At 61.0% G+C, this 21239-nt stretch carries 17 protein-coding genes; 13 read left to right on the top strand and 4 right to left on the bottom strand.

Annotation, left to right across the window (positions count from 1 at the left end):
* The first annotated feature begins 13 nt into the window (after positions 1 to 13).
* From BK660_RS28955 to BK660_RS28910, 9 genes are all read left to right on the top strand, one after another.
* Positions 14 to 346 (top strand): DUF2934 domain-containing protein, encoded by a 333-nt coding sequence (locus tag BK660_RS28955; RefSeq protein ID WP_123436244.1) that lies wholly within the window; start codon positions 14 to 16, stop codon positions 344 to 346.
* A gap of 103 nt (positions 347 to 449) precedes the next feature.
* On the top strand, positions 450 to 2609 hold the full coding sequence (glgX, locus tag BK660_RS28950; RefSeq protein ID WP_123436243.1) for a glycogen debranching protein GlgX: 2160 nt from the start codon (positions 450 to 452) through the stop codon (positions 2607 to 2609).
* Between the two features lies 1 nt (position 2610).
* Positions 2611 to 3600: an acyl-CoA dehydrogenase family protein gene (locus BK660_RS28945; RefSeq protein WP_123436242.1), complete on the top strand. Its 990-nt coding sequence runs from the start codon at positions 2611 to 2613 to the stop codon at positions 3598 to 3600.
* The gene (locus BK660_RS28940; RefSeq protein ID WP_123436241.1) at positions 3597 to 4355 is read left to right on the top strand and encodes a PIG-L deacetylase family protein; all 759 of its coding nucleotides are present in this window, start codon (positions 3597 to 3599) and stop codon (positions 4353 to 4355) included. The genes BK660_RS28945 and BK660_RS28940 overlap by 4 nt, the downstream gene beginning before the upstream one ends.
* Positions 4352 to 4951 (top strand): SAM-dependent methyltransferase, encoded by a 600-nt coding sequence (locus BK660_RS28935; protein ID WP_123436240.1) that lies wholly within the window; start codon positions 4352 to 4354, stop codon positions 4949 to 4951. The genes BK660_RS28940 and BK660_RS28935 overlap by 4 nt, the downstream gene beginning before the upstream one ends.
* On the top strand, positions 4948 to 5607 hold the full coding sequence (locus BK660_RS28930) for a glycosyltransferase family 2 protein (RefSeq protein WP_123436239.1): 660 nt from the start codon (positions 4948 to 4950) through the stop codon (positions 5605 to 5607). The genes BK660_RS28935 and BK660_RS28930 overlap by 4 nt, the downstream gene beginning before the upstream one ends.
* Positions 5608 to 5734: 127 nt before the next feature.
* A complete protein-coding gene (locus tag BK660_RS28925; RefSeq protein ID WP_123436238.1) occupies positions 5735 to 6493 on the top strand; it encodes a PIG-L deacetylase family protein in 759 nt (252 codons plus the stop codon).
* A gap of 248 nt (positions 6494 to 6741) precedes the next feature.
* A complete protein-coding gene (locus BK660_RS28915) occupies positions 6742 to 7530 on the top strand; it encodes an endonuclease/exonuclease/phosphatase family protein (RefSeq protein WP_123436237.1) in 789 nt (262 codons plus the stop codon).
* Between the two features lie 316 nt (positions 7531 to 7846).
* Positions 7847 to 8920, top strand: a complete 1074-nt coding sequence (locus BK660_RS28910) for an autotransporter domain-containing protein (protein WP_123436236.1) — start codon at positions 7847 to 7849, stop codon at positions 8918 to 8920.
* A gap of 139 nt (positions 8921 to 9059) precedes the next feature.
* Here BK660_RS28910 and glgB read toward each other — a convergent pair whose 3' ends face one another.
* The 3 genes from glgB to BK660_RS28895 form a co-directional block, all read right to left on the bottom strand.
* Positions 9060 to 11291 (bottom strand): 1,4-alpha-glucan branching protein GlgB, encoded by a 2232-nt coding sequence (glgB, locus tag BK660_RS28905; RefSeq protein ID WP_123436235.1) that lies wholly within the window; start codon positions 11289 to 11291, stop codon positions 9060 to 9062.
* Between the two features lie 2 nt (positions 11292 to 11293).
* Positions 11294 to 14635: a maltose alpha-D-glucosyltransferase gene (gene treS, locus BK660_RS28900; RefSeq protein WP_123436234.1), complete on the bottom strand. Its 3342-nt coding sequence runs from the start codon at positions 14633 to 14635 to the stop codon at positions 11294 to 11296.
* A 150-nt stretch (positions 14636 to 14785) separates the two neighbouring features.
* Positions 14786 to 16780, bottom strand: a complete 1995-nt coding sequence (locus tag BK660_RS28895) for an alpha-1,4-glucan--maltose-1-phosphate maltosyltransferase (protein WP_123436233.1) — start codon at positions 16778 to 16780, stop codon at positions 14786 to 14788.
* Positions 16781 to 16978: 198 nt separating this feature from the next.
* Between BK660_RS28895 and BK660_RS32700 the strand changes: the two genes are divergently transcribed.
* Entirely contained in the window at positions 16979 to 17143 is a 165-nt protein-coding gene (locus tag BK660_RS32700; protein WP_170219186.1) for a hypothetical protein, read from the top strand.
* Positions 17144 to 17153: 10 nt separating this feature from the next.
* On the opposite strand, the gene BK660_RS28890 is transcribed toward BK660_RS32700, so the two are convergent.
* The gene (locus BK660_RS28890) at positions 17154 to 17654 is read right to left on the bottom strand and encodes an MgtC/SapB family protein (RefSeq protein ID WP_123436232.1); all 501 of its coding nucleotides are present in this window, start codon (positions 17652 to 17654) and stop codon (positions 17154 to 17156) included.
* Positions 17655 to 17775: 121 nt separating this feature from the next.
* On the opposite strand from BK660_RS28890, the gene BK660_RS28885 reads away from it, so the two are divergent.
* The 3 genes from BK660_RS28885 (at position 17776) to mapR (ending at position 21211) form a co-directional block, all read left to right on the top strand.
* Positions 17776 to 18009, top strand: a complete 234-nt coding sequence (locus tag BK660_RS28885; RefSeq protein ID WP_123436231.1) for a DUF3203 family protein — start codon at positions 17776 to 17778, stop codon at positions 18007 to 18009.
* A gap of 195 nt (positions 18010 to 18204) precedes the next feature.
* On the top strand, positions 18205 to 19635 hold the full coding sequence (ccoG, locus tag BK660_RS28880; RefSeq protein ID WP_123436230.1) for a cytochrome c oxidase accessory protein CcoG: 1431 nt from the start codon (positions 18205 to 18207) through the stop codon (positions 19633 to 19635).
* Between the two features lie 166 nt (positions 19636 to 19801).
* Positions 19802 to 21211, top strand: coding sequence for a GntR family transcriptional regulator MpaR (gene mapR / locus BK660_RS28875; protein ID WP_123436271.1), 1410 nt, complete (start codon positions 19802 to 19804; stop codon positions 21209 to 21211).
* Positions 21212 to 21239: the final 28 nt, after the last annotated feature.

Here is a 21239-nt window from a genome sequence, read left to right as displayed (position 1 = left end):
CAGGAGCATTGCGATGAGTACCGACGATAAACGCGTTCGCGAATTTGCCTATCAGATCTGGGAATCGGAAGGGAAACCCGAGGGTCAGGACGCTCGCCACTGGGAGATGGCGCGCAAGCTGGCCGAAGCGGAAGCCCTGGCACCGAAAAAATCACCGAAGGCCAGTGGCAGCAAAATCGCTGCCAAGCCTGCGGCAGCCAAGGTCAATGGCGCACTGGACAGTAAAGCCAGCGCCGCCAAACCGAAGGCCAAGGCCAAACCCGCTGCGGCGTCGAAAGTGATCCCGCCGGGTGAAAAAGCCGTCGAGAAAAAACCTCGCGTGGCGAAGAAACCACCGATCACCTGACGCGCCAACCGAATTGTCCTGATCGTAAACGTGGCGAGCTCGCTCGCCACTGAGGGCGCGTTCGCCCTCGAAAAACACCCGATTCTTTGTTGCAGGAGCACTTATGACCACGCCAAAAAAATCCGCGCCAGAACCTCACGCCGAGGCTTCGCGAATCCGTGAAGGCTTGCCCTTCCCGCTGGGCGCAACCTGGGATGGTCTGGGGGTCAACTTTGCCTTGTTTTCCGCCAACGCCACCCGCGTCGAACTGTGCATCTTCGACGACGCCGGCGAAGTGGAACTTGAACGGATCGAACTGCCCGAATACACCGACGAGATCTACCACGGCTATTTGCCTGACGCCCATCCGGGGATGATCTACGGTTATCGCGTCTACGGCCCTTACGACCCGGCCAATGGTCATCGTTTCAATCCCAACAAATTGCTGATCGACCCTTACGCCAAGCAATTGGTCGGTCAGTTGAAATGGTCCGAAGCGCTGTTCGGCTACACCATCGGCCACCCCGACGCCGACCTCAGTTTCGATGAACGCGACAGCGCGCCCTTCGTGCCCAAATGCAAAGTCATCGACCCGGCGCACACCTGGGGCCACGACCATCGCGTCAGCGTGCCGTGGGACAAAACGATCATTTACGAAACCCACGTGCGCGGCATCAGCATGCGTCACCCTTCCGTCCCCGAGAACGTGCGCGGCACGTTTGCCGGGTTGATGGTCGATGACGTGCTGGAACACATCCGCAAGCTCGGGGTGTCGTCGGTGGAGTTGCTGCCGATCCACGCGTTCGTCAATGACCAGCACTTGCTGCACAAAGGCATGACCAATTATTGGGGCTACAACAGCATCGCCTTCTTCGCCCCGGACCCGCGTTACCTGGCCAGCGGCAAGATTGCCGAATTCAAGGAGATGGTTGCGCACCTGCACGAAGCCAATCTGGAAGTGATCCTCGACGTGGTCTACAACCACACCGCCGAGGGCAATGAGCAAGGGCCGACCCTGTCCATGCGCGGCATCGACAACGCCTCGTACTACCGCTTGATGCCCGACGACAAGCGCTTCTACATCAACGATTCCGGGACCGGCAACACCCTGGACCTGAGCCATCCGTGCGTCCTGCAAATGGTCACCGACTCCCTCCGCTACTGGGCGACGGAAATGCATGTCGACGGTTTCCGCTTCGACCTGGCGACCATTCTCGGGCGCTACCACGACGGTTTCGATGAACGTCACAGTTTCCTCGTGGCCTGCCGGCAAGACCCGGTGCTGCGCCAGGTGAAAATGATTGCCGAACCGTGGGATTGCGGCCCCGGCGGCTATCAGGTGGGCAACTTCCCGCCGGGTTGGGTCGAATGGAACGACAAATTCCGCGACACCGTGCGCGCATTCTGGAAAGGAGATGACGGCCAACTCGCCGATTTCGCCAGCCGCATGACCGCCTCTGGCGAGATGTTCAACCAGCGTGGCCGCCGTCCTTATGCCTCGTTGAATTTCATCACTGCCCACGACGGTTTCACCCTCAACGACCTGGTGTCGTACAACGACAAACACAACGAAGCCAACGACGAGAACAATCAGGACGGCAGCAACAACAACCTGTCCTGGAACCACGGGGTTGAAGGCCCGACCGATGATCCCGAGATCAACGAGTTGCGCCAGCGGCAAATGCGTAATTTCTTCGCCACGCTGTTGCTCTCCCAAGGCACGCCGATGCTGGTGGCCGGGGACGAATTCGCCCGGACTCAAGAAGGCAATAACAATGCCTATTGCCAGGACAGCGAGATCGGCTGGGTCAACTGGGACTTCAGCGAGGACGGCAAGGCCCTGCTCAAGTTCGTCAAACGCTTGATCAAGTTGCGCCTGGCGTACCCGATCCTGCGTCGCGGCCGCTTCCTGGTCGGCAACTACAACGAGGACATCGGGGTCAAGGACGTGACCTGGCTCGCGCCGGATGGCAGTGAAATGTCCCAGGAACAATGGGGCGAGGCCCACGGTCGTTGCCTCGGGATTCTGCTCGATGGCCGCGCCCAGGAAACCGGGATCCGCCGTAAGGGTGCCGACGCGACGTTGTTGCTGGTGGTCAACGCGCACCACGACATCGTCAATTTCACCTTGCCGGAAGTGCCGGACGGCGGGTTCTGGACCTGCATGATCGACACCAATCAACCGTCGATTCGCGGGCAGGAACGCTTTGAAATCGGCCACGAATATTCGGTGACCGGCCGTTCGCTGCTGCTGTTCGAATTGCAGCATGAGGAAGAAGAGTGAAATGGACCTTCAGGCGTTTCTGGCTCGGCGACCCGCGAATTACGCTGACACTCAGGCGTTAGGTCAGTGCCTGCGGACGCTGGTGGAAGCTGGACTGGATCAGCTTCCACTGCCGGGCAGTGGCCGGACGCTGGAGCGCTTTCAGCGTTTGGCCGAGGTCGGCGGGCATGATCTGGGGTTGTGCAAACTGTACGAAGGCCACACCGATGCGCTGGCAATCATCGCGCAACTCGGTGGCGAGCCCACGCCCGGCAGCACCTGGGGCATGTGGGCCGCCGAACCGCCGAATGCACGGGTGCGGGTCAGTCGACAAGGTTTGAACGTGAGGCTGGACGGGCGCAAAGCCTGGTGTTCGGGCGCGGCGGTATTGAGCCATGCCCTGCTCACCGCGTGGGATCAAAACGACTGTCAGCAACTGGTCGCGGTGGCACTGGATCAACCCGGCACCCGCGTGACGGATCGAGGCTGGCAAGCCGTCGGCATGGGCGCCACCGGCAGCGTTGAAGTACTGTTCGATAGCGCTGAAGCTCACCTCATTGGCCAGCCCGGCGATTACTTGCAACGGCCGGGTTTCTGGCAAGGCGGAATCGGCATTGCGGCCTGCTGGTACGGTGCCGCACACAGCCTCGCCGAACGCCTGCGCACGCACTGCGCGCAACGCGAAGAACCCCACGCCCTCGCCCACCTCGGTGCGGTCGACAGCGCTCTTTTCGCCGCCGCACAGGTGTTGCGCGCCAGCGCCTATAGCATCGATGCCTCGCCGCTGGATAATGCCGAGTTACTGGCTCGTCGTGCCCGGGCGGTGGTCGAACAGGCCGCGGAACAGGTGATCCTCCACGTCGGCCACGCCCTCGGCGCCGGGCCTTATTGCAAGGACCGGCAGTTCGCCCGGCTGATTGCCGACCTGCCGGTTTTCCTCAGACAAAGCCATGCCGAGCGGGACCTCGCCGCGCTGGGCAAACAGGCCCTCAACGGGACATGGACGTTATGAAAACCAATCCCATCGTCGGCCAGGGCACTCCCCTGCACCTGTGGCAAACCTCCCGTCATCTGGCGCAATTGCCGGCGATCGACATCCTCAGCCTGGTGCCCGAAGGCGCCCGCGCGGTGATCATCGCCCCGCACCCGGATGACGAAGTGCTGGGCTGCGGCGGTTTCCTGCAAGTGCTTGCGGCGGCGGGTCGGGCGCTGCAACTGATTTCGGTCACCGATGGCAGCGCCAGTCATCCCGGTTCCACGCGCTGGCCCGTGGAGCGCCTGAGCGCCGTGCGCCCGCAGGAATCGGCTGAAGCGCTGCGCCGTCTCGGTTTGCCGCTGCACCAGTTGAAATGGCTGCGCGGCGGTTTCAGCGACAGTCAGGTGGCCGCGCGCGAAACCGAGTTGAGCGAGTTCATCAAACAGCATCTGCGCCCCAACGATGTGGTGTTCACGACGTGGCGCGAAGACGGCCATTGCGATCATGAAGCCGTGGGGCGAGCCAGTGCCACCGCCGCCGGGCGCGTCGGCGCGACCCTGCATGAATTGCCCGTGTGGACCTGGCACTGGGCAACCCCGGAAGACGCGTTCGTGCCATGGCACCGGGCACGCAAAATCCTCCTGACGCCGCCGCTGATTGCGCGCAAACGCCATGCGATTCACGCCTTCGCCAGCCAGTTGGAAGGTGATCCGCACATCGGCTTGCCACCCGTGCTGGCGCCCTATGTGCTGGACCGCCTGTTGCAGCCGTTCGAGGTGGTGTTTCTATGAGTGTCGACGATCGTTATTTCGACGGTTTGTTTGCCGGCAACGATGATCCGTGGGCGTTTCGTCAGCGCTGGTACGAGCAGCGCAAACGCGCCATCACCCTCGCCGCCCTGTCGCGTCCGCATTACCGCGCGATCTTTGAGCCCGGCTGCGCCAATGGCGAACTGAGCTTTGAACTGGCCAGCCGTTGCGACCGCCTGCTGTGCTGCGACACTGCTGCCGCAGCCGCTGCGCTGGCGCGCACCCGCCTCGGCCCGTTTGACCATGCCGAAGTGCGCCACGCGCGCTTGCCTGCCGATTGGCCGGAAGAAAAATTCGACCTGATCGTGCTCAGCGAAATCGGTTACTACCTCGATGCCGAGGACTTCAAGCGCCTGGTCCAACGGGCCGAACAGTCACTCACCGCCGACGGCCAACTGCTGGCCTGCCACTGGCGTCCACCCATCGACGGCTGCCCGTTGAACGCGCGGCAGGTGCACGACTTGCTCCACGAACACCTGTCGCTGGCGCGTCTGGTCCTGCATCAGGAAGCGGATTTCCTGCTGGAGCTCTGGAGCCGCGAACCGCGCTCCGTGGCGACACTTGAGGGCTTGCGATGATTGGCATTCTGATCCCTGCGCATAACGAAGAAGACCTGCTCGCCGACTGCCTGCAAGCCGCCCTGTGCGCGTCGCAACATGAGTTGCTGCGCGGCGAAAGCGTTGCGGTGCTGGTGGTGCTCGACAGTTGCACCGATCGATCAGGCGAGATTGTCCAGCGCTACCCGGTCCATAGCCTGAGCATCGAAGCCCGTAACGTCGGCCAGGCGCGCGCGGTCGGGGCGAGTTTTCTGCTGGCATTGGGGGTGCGCTGGATTTCCTGCTCCGACGCCGACAGTCGGGTGGCGCAGGATTGGCTGGTGGCGCAGTTGTCCCTGGATGCGGACGCGGTGTGCGGCACGGTCACGGTGGATGCGTGGCATGAGTCTTTCGATGAGTCGGCACAGATTCGCTATCACCAGCATTACCAGGCCCGCGACGGCCATCGGCACATCCACGGCGCCAACCTGGGCATCAGTGCCGAGGCCTATCGGCGCGCCGGTGGGTTCGAACCGCTGGCCTGCCATGAAGATGTACAACTGGTGCGACAACTGGAACGCTGCGGCGCGAACATTGCCTGGAGCCATCGCCCGCAAGTGCTCACCAGCGCCCGCCTGGACAGCCGTGCGCGTGGTGGTTTCGGCGATTATTTACACGATCTGGCACACATCGACTAAAAAAAAACCGGCTTGGGTGGAACCGTTGCGCGACGAATAGGATTACTTGAGCAATACTCAACACGCGACAATCCAGGGTACGGAGAAGTCGCACATTGCTATCAAACAGAACAAGGACGTAGCCCCGATGAAATCCGTCTCCATCATCGACAGCAGCCAGCCAGCACAAATCTGGAACAGCGCGCTGCAACTGGACAACATCCCCGTCATCAACACCCAGTCCCTGGTCCCCGCCGGCGCACGCGCCGTGGTGATCGCGCCGCATCCCGGCGATGAAGTGGTGACCTGTGGCGGCCTGCTGCAGTTGCTCTCGACCCTCGGTCATCCCCTGCAGTTGATCTCGGTCACTGATGGCAGTGCCACTCAACCGGGTTCGCAGCAATGGTCCGAGAAACGCCTGAGCGTGTTTCGCGGCCAGGAAAGCGTCGAAGCCTTGCGTCGGCTCGGCTTGCCGATGCACAGCCTGAAATGGATTCGCGGTGGCTTCACCGATTTCATCCTGGCTGAATACGAGACGCAACTGACCCGGTTCATCGCTCGCTACCTGCGTCCCGGCGACGTGGTGTTCAGCACCTGGCGCGAAGACGGCACGCCCGACCACGACGCCGTCGGCCGTGCCAGCGCCGCGGCGGCGAGCATGGTCGGTGCGACATTCCATGAACTGCCGATATGGGCCTGGCATTGGCCGGCACGCGATCAGGGGCTGATGCCTTGGCACCGCGCCCGCAAAGTACGCCTCGACACCTGGACCGTCGCGCGCAAAAGCCACGCCACCCACGCCTACGCCAGCCAGCTCGACGGCGAACCCGCCTTGGGCATTGCACCGCTGCTGCCCCGGGTGATCCTGGACCGCATGCGCTTGCCCTATGAAATTGTCTTCGTCTGACACACCGCATACCCCTGTAGCAGCTGCCGAGCCTGCGAGGCTGCGTTCGGCTGCGAAGCAGTCGTAAACCTATGCACTCAATTTTCCAGAAACACCGCATCGCCTGATTTCACGACCGCTGCGCAGCCGAACGCAGCCTCGCAAGCTCGACAGCTGCTACAAAATTGCGGTGAATGCGAGGATCACGCTGAACTGCCCGCCGCCGCATCAGTCGCATGCATAAGCAGCCACGATTCAGAGGAGCCAACGTGACCAGCGATTCCGAGCAGCGGGCCACCCTCAAGCCGTCCACGGCGATTCATCGCTTGAGGGTGCTGACGGTCAATACTCACAAGGGCTTCACCGCCCTCAACCGGCGCTTCATCCTCCCGGAGCTGCGCGAGGCGGTGCGCAGTACGTCGGCGGATTTGGTGTTCCTGCAAGAAGTGGTCGGCGAGCACGATCGGCACTCTTCCCGTTATTACAACTGGCCGCAGACCTCACAATACGAATTCCTCGCCGACAGCATGTGGAGCGATTTCGCCTACGGTCGCAATGCGGTCTACCCCGATGGTCACCACGGCAATGCCCTGCTGTCGAAATACCCGATCCGCGAGTTTCGAAACCTCGACGTGTCGATCACCGGCCCCGAACGGCGCGGATTGTTGCACTGCGTGCTGGAGGTGCCGGGGCACGCTGAAGTGCATGCGATTTGCGTACACCTGAGCCTGCTCGAAAGTCATCGTCAGTTGCAGTTGCAGCTCCTCTGTCAATTGCTCGAATCCCTGCCCGAGGATGCCCCGGTGATCATTGCCGGTGATTTCAACGACTGGCAGTTGCAAGGCAACGCCGCCCTCGCCCGTCGCGACTACCTGCACGAAGCGTTCGAACGCCATAACGGGCGTCCTGCCAAAACCTACCCCGCGCGTTTTCCATTGCTGCGCCTGGACCGGATTTACCTGCGCAATGCCAGCAGCCATGAACCGCGCATCCTCGGCAATAAACCCTGGACGCATTTGTCGGATCACTTGCCGCTGGCGGTGGAGGTACACCTCTAGCAACCGAGTAAAAGCTCAGTTTCACGGTTTTTTTGACGTTTCATCGAACAAACAAGCGCTTAGATCTGCGCCGTAAATCAGTCACTTGCAACACCTAAAATACCAATACCACTTATCGGCCATTTTCTTGACGCGCCGTCCACGGTCTTCTTAGCTACACCTTACTACCCCCGAAGTACCATCAGGGGGCAATCCCCTCAGACACCCGCCAATCCGGGCGCCCAGCGGCTTGCCCTCAATCCATTCGGCCGCCCCTCATTCGGGGTAGGAGAGACGCCACAGCGAGATTCCGCATGCGATTGCAAGGTAGACCCCCATGAAAACTTCCTTCACCCAACAAGAGATAAAAGTCACTTTTTGCACTGTCTCGAGCTCGATCCTGCTGTGCTCGACCCTCGAAACCCAGGCGGCACCCGCGGAGGAAGAAACCCTTCCATGGTATCGCCAGGATGTTCCGGTCCTCACCTTGCCAACCTCGCACATCACCGCGTTCTATCCCGGCGTCTTCAGCCCTGCGTCCGATAGTCGAAGTTCACGCCTGACCATCGAAGACGAGGCGCCTTCGACCTGGGACCAGGTCTACGGCAAGCCGTCGCGGCAGGCGCAGACCGATTTTCTGTCACAGGGATCTTCGATCCCGGGCAGCACTGAATTCAAAGGGCCGGCGATCCTCACCCTGCAGAGCGGTAGCGGTCATACCCAGCAGGTCGGACTGATCGGCGGCACCACCCGGTTACAAGGCAATGGCAACGGTTTGTTGACCAGCCCAGCCCTGGCCGACCCCGACAACGACACCCTCAACCTTCAAGGCCAGAGCCTCGGTGCTTACTGGAGCTTGACCGGCCCTCAAGGCTGGCACGTGGATTTGACCGCCAGTGGCGGCCGGGTCAACGGCTTCAGTCGAAATGAACAGGGCGCGCGCCAAGCCACCGAAGGCAGTGCGATGACGTTGTCGGTGGAAGGCGGCTTCCCGATTGGCCTGAGCGAGAACTGGGTCGTCGAACCCCAGGCGCAGTTGATCAATCAACGCATCACACTGGATACGCCGTATGCCGGCTCAGGGAACGCGTCATCCAGCGACCTGACGTCCTGGAGCGGCCGGGTCGGTGCGCGTTTGAAAGGTAGTTACGACATCAATGGCCTGGGCGTCGAACCCTATGTGCGGACCAACTTGTGGCACACCGTGTACACCGGCAATACCGTGACCCTCGACCAGGTCGACAAGATCAGCAGCAGCCGCAATTCATCGACGGTTGAGGTCGGGTTGGGGTTGGTGGCCAGGGTTACGCCGGCGGTGAGTTTGTATGTCAGCGCGGATTACAGCAGTGATGTGGATGACAATGATTTGAATGGGTTGATCGGGAGTCTGGGGGTGCGGATGCGGTGGTGAGGGTTTAAGGTCACTGGATGTTGGCCGGACTGGCCCCTTCGCGAGCAAGCCCGCTCCCACATTTAAGCGCATTCTCTTGGAAGAACTCGGTTAAATGTGGGAGCGGGCTTGCTCGCGAAGGGAGCGACTAAGTGTCAGATCAGCCCTCCGGCCGCAAGATCAACACCGCCAGCGGCGGCAAATTCAACACCAGCGACAGTGCCTGCCCATGGCTCGGTTCCTCCTCCGTGGTCGCCCCGCCACTGTTGCCATAATTGGAACCGGCATACATCGCCGCATCGCTGTTGATCACCTCGGTCCAGCGGCCGGCAAACGGTACGCCGACGCGATAACCCTCTCGCGGCACCGGGGTAAAGTTGGCCACCACCAACACCGGCCTGCCCTCCTTGCTCCAACGCAACCACGCGTAGACGCTGTTGATCGCGTCATCGCCAATCAGCCACTGGAAGCCCTGCGGCGCATCGTCCTGCTCATGCAGTGCCGGCTCTTCGCGGTACAGTCGATTGAGGTCGCCGACCAGTTTCTGCACCCCTTTGTGTTCGGGGTATTGCAGCAGATACCAGTCGAGTTGCTGATCGTGGTTCCACTCGCGCCACTGGCCGAATTCGCAGCCCATGAACAACAGCTTCTTGCCCGGGTGCGTCCACATGAAGCTCAAGTAGGCGCGCAGGTTGGCAAACTTCTGCCAGCGGTCGCCGGGCATCTTGTCGATCAACGAATGCTTGCCGTGGACCACTTCATCGTGGGAAATCGGCAGGATGAAACGCTCGGACCAGGCGTACACGAGGCCAAAACTCAGTTCGTTGTGGTGATGGGCGCGGTACACCGGATCCTGCTGGATGTAATGCAGCGAATCGTGCATCCAGCCCATGTTCCATTTGTAGGCAAAGCCCAGGCCGCCCTGTTGCGTGCTTTGGCTGACACCCGGCCACGCGGTGGACTCTTCGGCGATGACCAGCGCACCCGGCGCCTCCAGCGCCACCACGTCGTTGAGGTGACGCAAAAAGTCTATGGCTTCGAGGTTTTCCCGACCGCCATGGCGGTTTGGAACCCATTCGCCGGCCTTGCGTGAGTAGTCGCGATAGAGCATCGAGGCCACCGCATCGACACGCAGGCCATCGACATGGAAATGCTTGAGCCAGTGCAACCCCGAAGCCAACATGTAACCGTGCACTTCGGTGCGGCCCAGGTTGTAGATCAGCGTGTCCCAGTCCTGATGAAAACCTTCCTGCGGGTTGCCGTATTCATACAACGCCGTGCCGTCGAATTGCGCCATACCATGAGTGTCGGTCGGAAAATGCGCCGGCACCCAATCTAGAATCACGCCGATTTCTGCCTGGTGGCAGGCGTTGACGAACGCAGCAAAGTCATCCGGAGAACCGTAACGGGCACTGGGGGCGAATTGCGACAGCAGTTGATAACCCCACGAGCCACCGAACGGGTGCTCCATGATCGGCATCAGCTCGATATGAGTGAACCCCAGGTCCTTCACATAAGGAATCAGCCGTTCAGCCAACTCGTGCCAGGTGTACTGGCGGGCGACTTCGCCCAAATCGTCGAGCTCGCACTGCCAGGAACCGGCATGCAGCTCGTAGATCGACAGCGGCGCCGTCGCTCGCTGACGTTCGCCACGCGACTCCATCCACGCCTGATCCTGCCAGTCGATGTTCAGCGGCGAGGCCACCTTGGAGGCGGTGTCTGGCGGCAAGGTAGTGGCCAGCGCCATCGGGTCAGCCTTGAGCGGCAAGATGCCGTGACTGCCGAGGATTTCGTATTTGTACGCCTCACCCGCACACAGGCGCGGGATGAACAGCTCCCAGACCCCGGTCGGATGGCGCAGACGCATGGGATGGCGGCGACCGTCCCAGTTGTTGAAATCACCGACCACCGACACGCGCTTGGCGTTGGGCGCCCACACGGCGAAACGCACGCCATCGACGCCATCGACCGTCATCAGTTGCGCGCCGAGGCAACTGCTCAGGTCGCGGTGATTACCTTCGGCGAACAGGTACAAATCCATTTCGCCGAGCAGCGGGCCAAAGCTGTAAGGGTCTTCGCTGACTTGTTCGCCGCCGGCCCAACGAGTGCGCAACAGGTAGGCCTGGGCGCGATCGAAGTGCCCGACAAACAGCCCCGGTGTCTGGGTGGCTTCAAGGTTGCCGAGTTCTTCCCCGGAGTCCCTGGCCAACACTTGCACGCTCAAGGCGTCCGGCAGATAGGCACGAATGAATTGCCCGCCGGCGCCATCGCCATGGGGGCCGAGAATTGCAAAGGGGTCGTGATGCTCGGCGCGCACCAGCGCGTCGATGTCCCGCGATCTGGGCAGTAACGCCTCTTTAGCGTGACCCTGTTCCTTGTTCGAGAAACTCATGACTACTCTCCACCAAGTTCGGAAAAGGGTTTAAGCCCAGTCAATAATCCATACAAGCCGTGCAGCGGCACCGGCAGCCAAGTGGGTCGATTTTCGGCCTCATACGCCACTTCATAGGCCGCCTTCTCCAGACCGAACAACGCCAACGCGGCGTCCTCGCCTTCCGGATCTTGCCACGCATGAGCAAGACTAGCTGCCGCCAGCCGATAAGCGTCGACAAATGCCTGTTTTGCTTCAATCAGGTAACGCTCGGCGACCCGTTGGCGTGCGGCCTGCGCCTCAGCCGTGTTGTCGACGTTGTGCACATTGATGGTCATCGCGGCGGCGTAATCGAACGAACGCAACACCCCGCTGACATCTTTGTACGGACTGTGCTTGCCCCGTCGTTCATGCAGCGGCCGTGCCGGTTCGCCCTCGAAGTCGATCAGGTAGGCATCGCCCTTGATCACCAGCACCTGGCCCAGGTGCAAGTCGCCGTGGACGCGGATGCGCAAGCCACCAACGGCTTTCTTGCCCAGTTCCAGAACATGGCTGAGGATGGCTTTTTTGTCGTCCAGTAAACGACTGACCAAGGCTTGGTCCGCCGGGTTCAGTTGATTTTGATGCTGCTTGAGCAACTTGAGCGCGTGCTCCAGCTGCGCCGCCACGTCCTTGGCCGAGGCCAGTGCCTCTTTGGCCGTGGTCACCTGCGGCGCGAAGTCCTTGTCTTGGGTCGGGGCCGCCAGCATCTGGTGCATTTCTCCCAGGCGCTGGCCGAGCATGCCGGCGAAATCCTTCAGCTCACCGAGGGCGTTGTAGTGCTGTTCCTGCTCGGAGATCGCGTCAGCCAACTCGTCACGCAAAGCACGTTCGAGGTTGTTCTGGGTCCACTCCCAGGCATCGCCCTGATTGTTCAAGTAACCCTGAGCGATCATCAACAAGGTGTCTTCGCCGTGTTCGTCACGGCGCACCACCGAGCCCAGCAGTGGCGAGATGTTCTGGAACCCGGCATTGGTCAGGTAAGCACTCATTTCCAGTTCCGGGTGTACGCCCGAGGCGAGTTTGCGGATCAGTTTGAGCACCAGGCTGTTGCCGATCACCACCGAACTGTTGGATTGCTCGGCCGAGAGATAGCGTATGGGCGACTCTTGCGTCAGCCCGAGTTTCGCCAGCTCCGCAGTCGGCGCGAAGCGGATGTCACCGGCGCTCGACGGCAACACCGTGTCGTTCTGCATGCCATGCAACACGGCATGGATAAAGGGTTCGAGGCTGAAGGCGTCGGTAATCAAACCCACCTGACGCCCCCGTCGCACCCGCGACAATGCCAGCTGTTGAGGCAGTGCGGCGCCGACCTGATCTTCGGGAATAAAGCCGAAGGGCAACTGGTAGCGGTGGGTCTGGCCGGCGCTGCTGACTTCGATTTCGCTCAACAGCACCGGGTGCAACGGATCACCGAAGCGTACGCCATAGGCCAGGTTGACCTGTTCGATGGCCGCGTCCTTGCCGGCAAACCAGCGGCGATTCTGTAGCCAGCTCGGCAAGATGCCTTGCTCCAATGTGCCGCGAGACGGCGTTTCGAGCAGTTCTTCCATGCGTTTCTTCAACACCAGCGTCGTGAAGTCCGGCAGGCTTTGCGCCGGTTCCACGTGCCAGCTCGGCATCTGGTTCTCCGCCGCGAGCCCGAACCAATAGAAGCCGTACGGCGCCAGGGTCAGGAGGAAATTCAACTGGCCAATCGGCGGGAACGCATTACCACCGAGCATCTCTACCGGCACCATGCCGACGTACGCCGACAGGTCGAGTTCCGCCGCTTGGGCACTGCGCGAGACGTTGGCCACGCAGAGGATGATTTCGTGCTTGCCATCCTCGCCGGTGAATTCACGGGTGTAGGCCAGAATCCGCCGGTTGCTCGGCGAGAGCATTTTCAGCGTGCCGCGCCCGAACGCCTTGGACTGTTTGCGCACGGCGAGCATGCGCCGGGTCCAGTTGAGCAGCGAATGCGGATCGCCGGCCTGGGTTTCGACGTTGACCGACAGGTAGCCGTATTGCGGGTCCATGATCGGCGGCAGCACCAGGCTCGCCGGGTCGGCGCGAGAGAACCCGCCGTTACGGTCGATCGACCACTGCATCGGTGTGCGCACGCCATCGCGGTCGCCGAGGTAGATGTTGTCGCCCATGCCGATTTCATCGCCGTAATACAGGGTCGGCGTGCCGGGCATCGACAGCAGCAGGCTGTTGAGCAGCTCCACACGACGACGATCTCGCTCGACCAGCGGCGCCAATCGGCGGCGAATCCCCAGGTTGATCCGCGCCCGACGGTCGGCCGCGTAGTAATTCCACAGGTAGTCGCGCTCCTTGTCGGTGACCATTTCCAGGGTCAGCTCATCGTGGTTGCGCAGGAAAATCGCCCACTGACAATTAGCGGGGATCTCCGGGGTCTGGCGCAGGATGTCGGTGATCGGGAAGCGATCTTCCTGGGCCAGCGCCATGTACATGCGCGGCATCAGCGGGAAGTGAAAGGCCATGTGGCATTCGTCGCCATTCAAGCCCTGGGCGTCGGTTTCACCGAAATACAGTTGGGTGTCTTCCGGCCATTGGTTGGCTTCGGCCAGCAGCATGCGGTCCGGGTAATTGGCGTCGATCTCGGCGCGGATCTGCTTGAGGACGTCGTGGGTCTCGGGGAGGTTTTCATTGTTGGTGCCGTCCCGTTCGATGAGGTACGGAATGGCATCCAGCCGCAAGCCATCGATGCCCATGTCGAGCCAATAGCGCATCACCGACAGCACGGCTTTCATGACCTGCGGGTTATCGAAATTCAGGTCCGGCTGGTGGGAGTAGAAACGGTGCCAGAAGTATTGGCCGGCCACCGGGTCCCAGGTCCAGTTGGATTTCTCGGTGTCGAGAAAGATGATGCGAGTGCCGTCGTACTTGTGGTCGTCATCGGACCAGACGTAGAAGTCCCTTGCCGCCGAGCCGGGTTTGGCTTTGCGGGCGCGCTGGAACCAGGCGTGCTGATCCGAGGTGTGGTTGATGACCAGTTCGGTAATCACCCGCAAGCCGCGTTCATGAGCTTCGGAGATGAAGCGTTTGGCATCCGCCATCGTGCCGTAGTCGGCGTGGACGCCTCGGTACTCGGCGATGTCGTAGCCATCATCGCGGCGTGGCGAGGGGTAGAACGGCAACAGCCAGATGGTGTTGACGCCCAGGTCGGCGATGTAGTCGAGTTTGGCGATCAGGCCGGGAAAGTCGCCGATCCCGTCGTTGTTGGAGTCGAAAAATGATTTGACGTGAACCTGGTAGATCACCGCGTCCTTGTACCAGAGCGGGTCCTTGATGAAGGTGGCTGCCTTGGGTTTCTTCGCCATTTGAAACTCCTGTTGAAATCGAAAAAGCCGCTGAGCCGATCACTCCCCTGTGGGAGCGAGCCTGCTCGCGAAGAGGCCGATATATCCGATGCATCTTTGGCCAATGGACCACCGCTTTCGCGAGCAGGCTCGCTCCCACAGGTTCTGCGTCTAGACAGTTATTCGCCAAATGCCGAACGGCTGATACGCCGGGTCGATACGCATGAACTGGTACTTGCCATACCAGGTCCAGCGATGCCCATTCATCAAGTCTTCGCCCTGGGTGATGGCGTCATCGGGCAAACCCATTTCCCACAGCGGCAATTCAAAATTCGCTTCCTGGACGTTATGCGGATCGAGACTCACCGCCACCAGGATGAAGTTGCTGCCGTCCGCACTGCGTTTGCCGAAATACAGAATGTTGTCGTTCCACGCGTTGTAGACCTTCAGGCCCAAGTGCGTATGCAATGCCGGGTTCTGTCGGCGGATGCGGTTGAGCTGGGCGATCTCGGCAATGATGTTGCCCGGCGCGTTGAAGTCCCGCGGGCGGATCTCGTACTTCTCCGAATTGAGGTATTCCTCCTTGCCCGGGATCGGCGCCGACTCACACAGCTCGAAACCCGAGTACATGCCCCACAGGCCAGAGCCCATGGTCGCCAGCGCCGCGCGGATCAAAAAACCGGCGCGCCCGGATTCATGCAGGAAGGCCGGATTGATGTCCGGTGTATTGACGAAGAAGTTCGGCCGGTAACATTCACGCCACGGCGATTCATTGAGCTCGGTGAAATACGTCGCCAGCTCATGCTTGGTGTTGCGCCAGGTGAAATAGGTGTAGCTCTGCGAATAACCGACCTTGCCCAACCGCGCCATCATCGCCGGGGTGGTAAAGGCTTCCGCGAGGAAAATCACCTCGGGGTACAGCGCGCGCACGTCGGCGATCAGCCATTGCCAAAACGGCAGCGGTTTGGTGTGCGGGTTGTCGACCCGAAAGATCTTCACGCCCTCTTCGACCCAGCCGACCACGATGTCGCGCAGTTCGACCCACAGGCTTGGAATCGCCTCGGTCGCATAGAAATCGACGTTGACGATGTCCTGGTATTTCTTCGGCGGGTTCTCGGCGTATTTGATCGTGCCGTCCGGCCGCCAGTTGAACCAGCCCGGGTGCTGTTTCAACCATGGGTGGTCCTGGGAACACTGAATCGCAAAGTCGAGAGCGATTTCCAGCCCGTAGTCCGCCGCGGCAGCGACCAGTCGGCGAAAGTCTTCGCGGGTGCCGAGTTGCGAGTGAATCGCCTCGTGCCCGCCCTCTTCGCTGCCAATGGCATAGGGGCTGCCGGGATCGTCCGGACCGGCGGTCAGGGAGTTGTTCGGGCCTTTGCGGAAACTGCGGCCGATCGGGTGGATCGGCGGAAAGTACAGCACGTCGAAGCCCATGTCCTGAATCATCGGCAGCCGCGAGTGCACATCATTGAAGGTGCCGTGACGGGCCGGATCGTCGGTGATCGAGCGCGGAAACAATTCATACCAACTGGCGAACTGCGCCAGTTCCCGTTCGACATCCAGCGGGAATTCGGGGCTGAGGCTTACATAGGCACGATGATCGGCCTGGGCCATCAGCTCGGCGCTACGTTGGTGCAGAAACAACGCCACCTGCTCGTTTTCGAGCAGGCCGGACAATTCGTGGTGCAGCGCCGCCAGTTGTTCGCTCAACTCGCCTTCGCTGCGTTCGGCGGCCTGTTGGACTTGAGTGCGTCCCTCCTGCAACTCAAGGCTGACCGGGACTCGCGCCGCGTGTTTCTTCTCCAGCTCATAGCAGAAGCTGGCGAACTGATCGATCCAGGCTTCGATGCAGAACAGATAGCGGCCCTGACGCTCGACTCGGAACTGGCCTTGCCAGCCGTTATTGCCCAGGTCCGCCATGACTGCACTTTGCCAGACCTCGTCGCCTTCGGCACGCCAGCGCACCCGCACCGCCAGTTTGTCGTGACCGTCGGCAAAGACTTTGCTGGTCACCACCACGTCCTGGCCGACCACGGCTTTAACGGCGAACTGTCCGCCATCAAGGCTCGGCTGGGTGTTTTCTATTGCGATCCGCGGCAGCAATAAAGCCTGCGACAGCGGCATGTGAGGGTTGTAGTTCAGTTCTGACGGTTTTTCAGCAGTCATCGAGCATCTCTCCTTTACGCCCCATGGACGCTCTTGTACCGGATGTTCCCTGAATTGATTCACTTAGGTTGGGAGCCACCGGCTGCGATAAAAGTTCAGAGGGAATTGCCCTGGCGTATTGCGGGGAATCAATTCCCGCGTCAGGAGGTCAATCCACTTAAGCACGACTTACGCCATGTGCCACTGGAGGTTTGAACAATGAGTATCCCAATCCCTGCCGAAACACCCGATCCGAACATCGACAGCCCGGTCATTCCACCCACCGAGCCAGATCCTGTGCCCGAGCAAGACCCGCCAGGCACTCAACCGCCACCTCGGGAAGAACCGCCGAGCACGATGCCGCCGGTGATTGTGCAGCCCTGATCATGACAATTTACGGGGTGCGGTCCTTGTCGATCAGACGCACGATCCTTGGCATCACGCTGAAAATCGCCAACGCCAAAAACGTACTGAACACCGCCGTCGCCTCGCGCCCCAGCCCGGCCGACACGCCAATGGCGGCGGTCATCCACAACCCGGCGGCGGTGGTCAGGCCTTTGACTTGGGCTTCATCGCCCTCGGTGTTTTTCAGGATAGTCCCGGCACCGAGAAACCCGATCCCGGCGATGACGCCCTGCACCACCCGGCTCATCGCATCGGCCTGAGCCCCGGACATTTGCGGCACCAACACAAACAGCGCCGCTCCCAGCGCCACCAGCATGTGGGTGCGCACCCCGGCGGCCTTGCCCTTGTGCTCGCGCTCGAAACCGAGAATCCCGCCCAGCACCGCCGCTATCAGCAGGCGCACGGTAATGCGCGTCAATTGCGATGCGTCAGCGATGTCGGCGAACTCCGCTTGCAGCGTCACCCAAACTTCATGCCACCAGGCGTTCATGCTGTGGTCCTTGTGCGGGTTGTTAGAAGATGGACCGCGCCGACCATTAATCGGTTGCACCGAACGATGGCCGGCAAATGCGCCCTAAGTTTTAAGAACCCGCAGAAAAAAGGACACCACCATGACTGTGCGCATCGAAAACCAGACCTGCTTTTTCATCACTGAGAACGGCGAAGAAATTCGCCTGTGTCCCGACGTCACGATTATCACCGACTCGGAAAAAGCCATGTCAGCGGTGGATATCAACGGCCAGCATATCTACATCACTGAAGCAGAAGCCGATGCATTGACCGTAGCAGGCGCGGTAGATGGTCGTCGGCATTTGAAGGCCGCGGACAGTGATTCGGTGATTTGACTGACGCCGATCAACAACCCCGGCGCAGGCTTGGGATAGGCGCCTGCGTCCTGCCAGGACAGGTGCTTCAACTTGTCGCACAAGGCGGATCGGCGCTCATCTGATCCGCTTTTTATTGCAATACCTGAGTCTGTTATGCAAACAGATCGACGCTCATAGTGCGCTGGCCTGATGGAGGCTGATGAGCGACAGACCATGAGCGATAGAATCCCCGTCCGATTAGTTGAAAGCACCCCTGCGGTACAGACGTTTGAGCCTTCGCGTCCAAAGATGAAGGCCAAGTCCAGCGACAACCTGATCCACACCCGCAGCTTCACCGGTCTGTTCCGCACTTTGCGCTTGAGCGGTGCGGGATTTCTGTTTCTGCTGTTCTTCGGCACGGTGTGGCTGAACTGGGGCGACCGCCAGGCGGTGCTCTGGGACCTTTCCGAAAGCAAATTCCACATTTTTGGCGCGACCTTCTGGCCGCAGGATTTCATCCTGCTCTCGGCGCTGTTGATCATCGCTGCGTTCGGCCTGTTTGCGATCACCGTGTTCGCCGGTCGGGTCTGGTGCGGTTACACCTGCCCGCAGAGCTCCTGGACCTGGATCTTCATGTGGTGCGAGAAAATCACCGAAGGCGAGCGCAACCAGCGCATCAAGCTGCAAGCTGCGCCGTGGGGCTTGAACAAACTGCTGCGCCGCTCCGCCAAGCACACGCTTTGGCTGGCGATCAGCTTGCTCACCGGGCTGACCTTCGTCGGCTATTTCACCCCGATCCGGCCGCTGGCCGAAGAACTGCTGACCTGGCACATGGGCGGTGTCAGCCTGTTCTGGGTGCTGTTCTTCACCGGCGCCACGTACATCAACGCCGGCTGGCTGCGCGAAGCGGTGTGCATGCACATGTGCCCGTATGCGCGGTTCCAGAGCGTGATGTTCGACAAAGACACCCTGACCATTTCCTATGACGCTGCCCGTGGCGAAAACCGTGGCCCGCGCAAGCGTGAAGTGAAACCGGCCGAGGCTGGCCTGGGTGATTGCATCGACTGTCAGCTGTGCGTGCAGGTTTGCCCGACCGGTATCGACATCCGTGATGGCTTGCAGATGGAGTGCATCGGGTGTGCCGCGTGCATCGACGCCTGCGACTCGATCATGGACAAAATGGGTTATGCCCGTGGGCTGATCAGCTACACCTCGGAGCATGAATTGCAGGGGGGCAAGACGCACCTGCTGCGGCCACGTCTGATCGGTTACACGGCGGTGCTGTTGGTGATGATCGGCGCCCTCGCCCTTGCGCTGGTGGAACGGCCGATGGTGTCGCTGGACGTGAGCAAGGACCGTGGGCTGTTCCGTGAAAACAGTCAGGGGCAGATCGAAAACATCTACAGCCTCAAGGTCATCAATAAAACCCAGCTGCGCCAGGACTATCGTTTGAGTCTGGTGGAGGGCGATGGCTTCCAGTTGCAAGGCAAGACGCAACTGAGCCTGGCGCCCGGCGAGATTGTCGATGTGCCGGTGTCGGTGGCGATGACTACCGAACGGCCGAGCAGCAGCTCGCAGGCGATCATCTTCAAGATTGAAGACAGCGATGAGCCGGGCATTTATAGCGAAGCCAAGAGCCGGTTTGTTGCGCCGATGAACCGTTGATCCCTTAGACTGCGGTGCCCTGTGGCGAGGGAGCTGTTGTGGCGAGGGGGCTTGCCCCCGCTCGGCTGCGCAGCAGTCGTAAAATTTTGGGGGCGCTGCGCACCCCAGCGGGAGCAAGCTCCCTCGCCACAACAGCTGATTGAACTCATTCGATTGCGGGATGCTGATGAAACGCTACGAAAAATTCGCCGACGACATCGCTGAACTGATCCGCTCCGGCGTCCTCGGCCCCGGCCAGCGCGTGCCGTCGGTGCGCTACGCCAGCCAGACCTACGGGGTGAGCCCGTCCACGGTATTCCAGGCTTACTACCTGCTCGAACGCCGTGGCCTGATCCGCGCCCGGCCGCGTTCCGGCTACTTCGTCAACGTCCACGCACCGAGCCCGTTTTCGGAGCCGGTGATCAGCAGCCAGGTCAACGAATCCACCGAAGTCGACGTCAGCGAACTGGTGTTCTCGGTGCTCGACTCGATCAAGGACCCAAACACCGTTCCGTTCGGCTCAGCCTTCCCCAGCCCGACCCTGTTCCCGTTGCAGCGCCTGTCGCGCTCGCTGGCCAGCGCCTCCCGGGAGATGGACCCGCGCATGGTCGTCACCGACATGTCGCCGGGCAACCCGCAATTGCGTCGGCAAATTGCCCTGCGCTACATGGTCGGCGGGCTGATGCTGCCGATGGAAGAGCTGCTGATCACCAACGGCGCCCTCGAAGCCTTGAACCTGTGCCTGCAAGCGGTCACGGAACCCGGCGACCTTGTAGCCATTGAAGCGCCCGCGTTCTACGCCTGCCTGCAAATACTCGAACGGCTGAAACTCAAGGCCGTGGAAATCCCGGTGCATCCGCGGGACGGCATCGACCTTGGGGTACTGGCGCAGACGCTGGAGCGTCATCCAATCAAGGTTTGCTGGTGCATGACCAGTTTCCAGAACCCGATGGGCGCGACCATGCCCGAGGCGAAAAAGCAGGAATTGGTGGAATTGCTGCGCCGCCATCAGGTGCCGCTGATCGAAGACGACGTCTACGCCGAGCTGTATTACGGGCAACAGGCGCCGAAACCGGCCAAGGCGTTTGATACCGAAGGGTTGGTGATGCACTGCGGCTCGTTCGCCAAAAGCCTGGCCCCCGGCTACCGCATCGGTTGGGTCGCGGCCGGGCGTTATGCGCAGAAAATCGAAAGATTGAAACTTATGACCTCACTCTGCGCCTCGATGCCGGCTCAGGCGGCCATCGCCGATTACCTGCAACACGGCGGTTACGACCGGCATTTGCGTAAATTGCGTTATGCGCTGGAAGAACAGCAAAGCGCCATGCTCGCCGCCATCGCCCGCTACTTCCCGGCACAGACGCGGGTCAGCCAGCCGGCCGGCGGCTACTTTCTGTGGCTGGAACTGCCGCCGCAGATGGATTCTTTGAAGTTGTTCCAGATGGCGTTGGCGCAAGGCATCAGCATCGCGCCGGGGCCGATCTTTTCGCCGACGCAACGGTTTCGCAATTGCATTCGGCTGAATTATGGCAGCCCATGGACCGAGGACTCGGAGAAGGCGATGGAGACGTTGGGGCGGATTGTGCGGTCGTTCTGAAAATATTGTGGCGTTTCGACTTATGCCT

The sequence above is a fragment of the Pseudomonas brassicacearum genome (assembly GCF_003732265.1).
In the GTDB taxonomy this organism is placed as follows: domain Bacteria; phylum Pseudomonadota; class Gammaproteobacteria; order Pseudomonadales; family Pseudomonadaceae; genus Aquipseudomonas; species Aquipseudomonas brassicacearum_D.
Note: the sequence above shows the minus strand (reverse complement) of the source record. Positions and strands in the feature narration are given on the sequence as shown.

Bases quoted from the DNA above. Each gene is read 5' to 3' on its own strand.
- BK660_RS28955 (WP_123436244.1), top strand. From the start codon at position 14: ATGAGTACCGACGATAAACGCGTTCGCGAATTTGCCTATCAGATCTGG.
- glgX (WP_123436243.1), top strand. From the start codon at position 450: ATGACCACGCCAAAAAAATCCGCGCCAGAACCTCACGCCGAGGCTTCG.
- BK660_RS28945 (WP_123436242.1), top strand. From the start codon at position 2,611: ATGGACCTTCAGGCGTTTCTGGCTCGGCGACCCGCGAATTACGCTGAC.
- BK660_RS28940 (WP_123436241.1), top strand. From the start codon at position 3,597: ATGAAAACCAATCCCATCGTCGGCCAGGGCACTCCCCTGCACCTGTGG.
- BK660_RS28935 (WP_123436240.1), top strand. From the start codon at position 4,352: ATGAGTGTCGACGATCGTTATTTCGACGGTTTGTTTGCCGGCAACGAT.
- BK660_RS28930 (WP_123436239.1), top strand. From the start codon at position 4,948: ATGATTGGCATTCTGATCCCTGCGCATAACGAAGAAGACCTGCTCGCC.
- BK660_RS28925 (WP_123436238.1), top strand. From the start codon at position 5,735: ATGAAATCCGTCTCCATCATCGACAGCAGCCAGCCAGCACAAATCTGG.
- BK660_RS28910 (WP_123436236.1), top strand. From the start codon at position 7,847: ATGAAAACTTCCTTCACCCAACAAGAGATAAAAGTCACTTTTTGCACT.
- glgB (WP_123436235.1), bottom strand. From the start codon at position 11,291: ATGAGTTTCTCGAACAAGGAACAGGGTCACGCTAAAGAGGCGTTACTG.
- treS (WP_123436234.1), bottom strand. From the start codon at position 14,635: ATGGCGAAGAAACCCAAGGCAGCCACCTTCATCAAGGACCCGCTCTGG.
- BK660_RS28895 (WP_123436233.1), bottom strand. From the start codon at position 16,780: ATGACTGCTGAAAAACCGTCAGAACTGAACTACAACCCTCACATGCCG.
- BK660_RS32700 (WP_170219186.1), top strand. From the start codon at position 16,979: ATGAGTATCCCAATCCCTGCCGAAACACCCGATCCGAACATCGACAGC.
- BK660_RS28890 (WP_123436232.1), bottom strand. From the start codon at position 17,654: ATGAACGCCTGGTGGCATGAAGTTTGGGTGACGCTGCAAGCGGAGTTC.
- BK660_RS28885 (WP_123436231.1), top strand. From the start codon at position 17,776: ATGACTGTGCGCATCGAAAACCAGACCTGCTTTTTCATCACTGAGAAC.
- ccoG (WP_123436230.1), top strand. From the start codon at position 18,205: ATGAGCGATAGAATCCCCGTCCGATTAGTTGAAAGCACCCCTGCGGTA.
- mapR (WP_123436271.1), top strand. From the start codon at position 19,802: ATGAAACGCTACGAAAAATTCGCCGACGACATCGCTGAACTGATCCGC.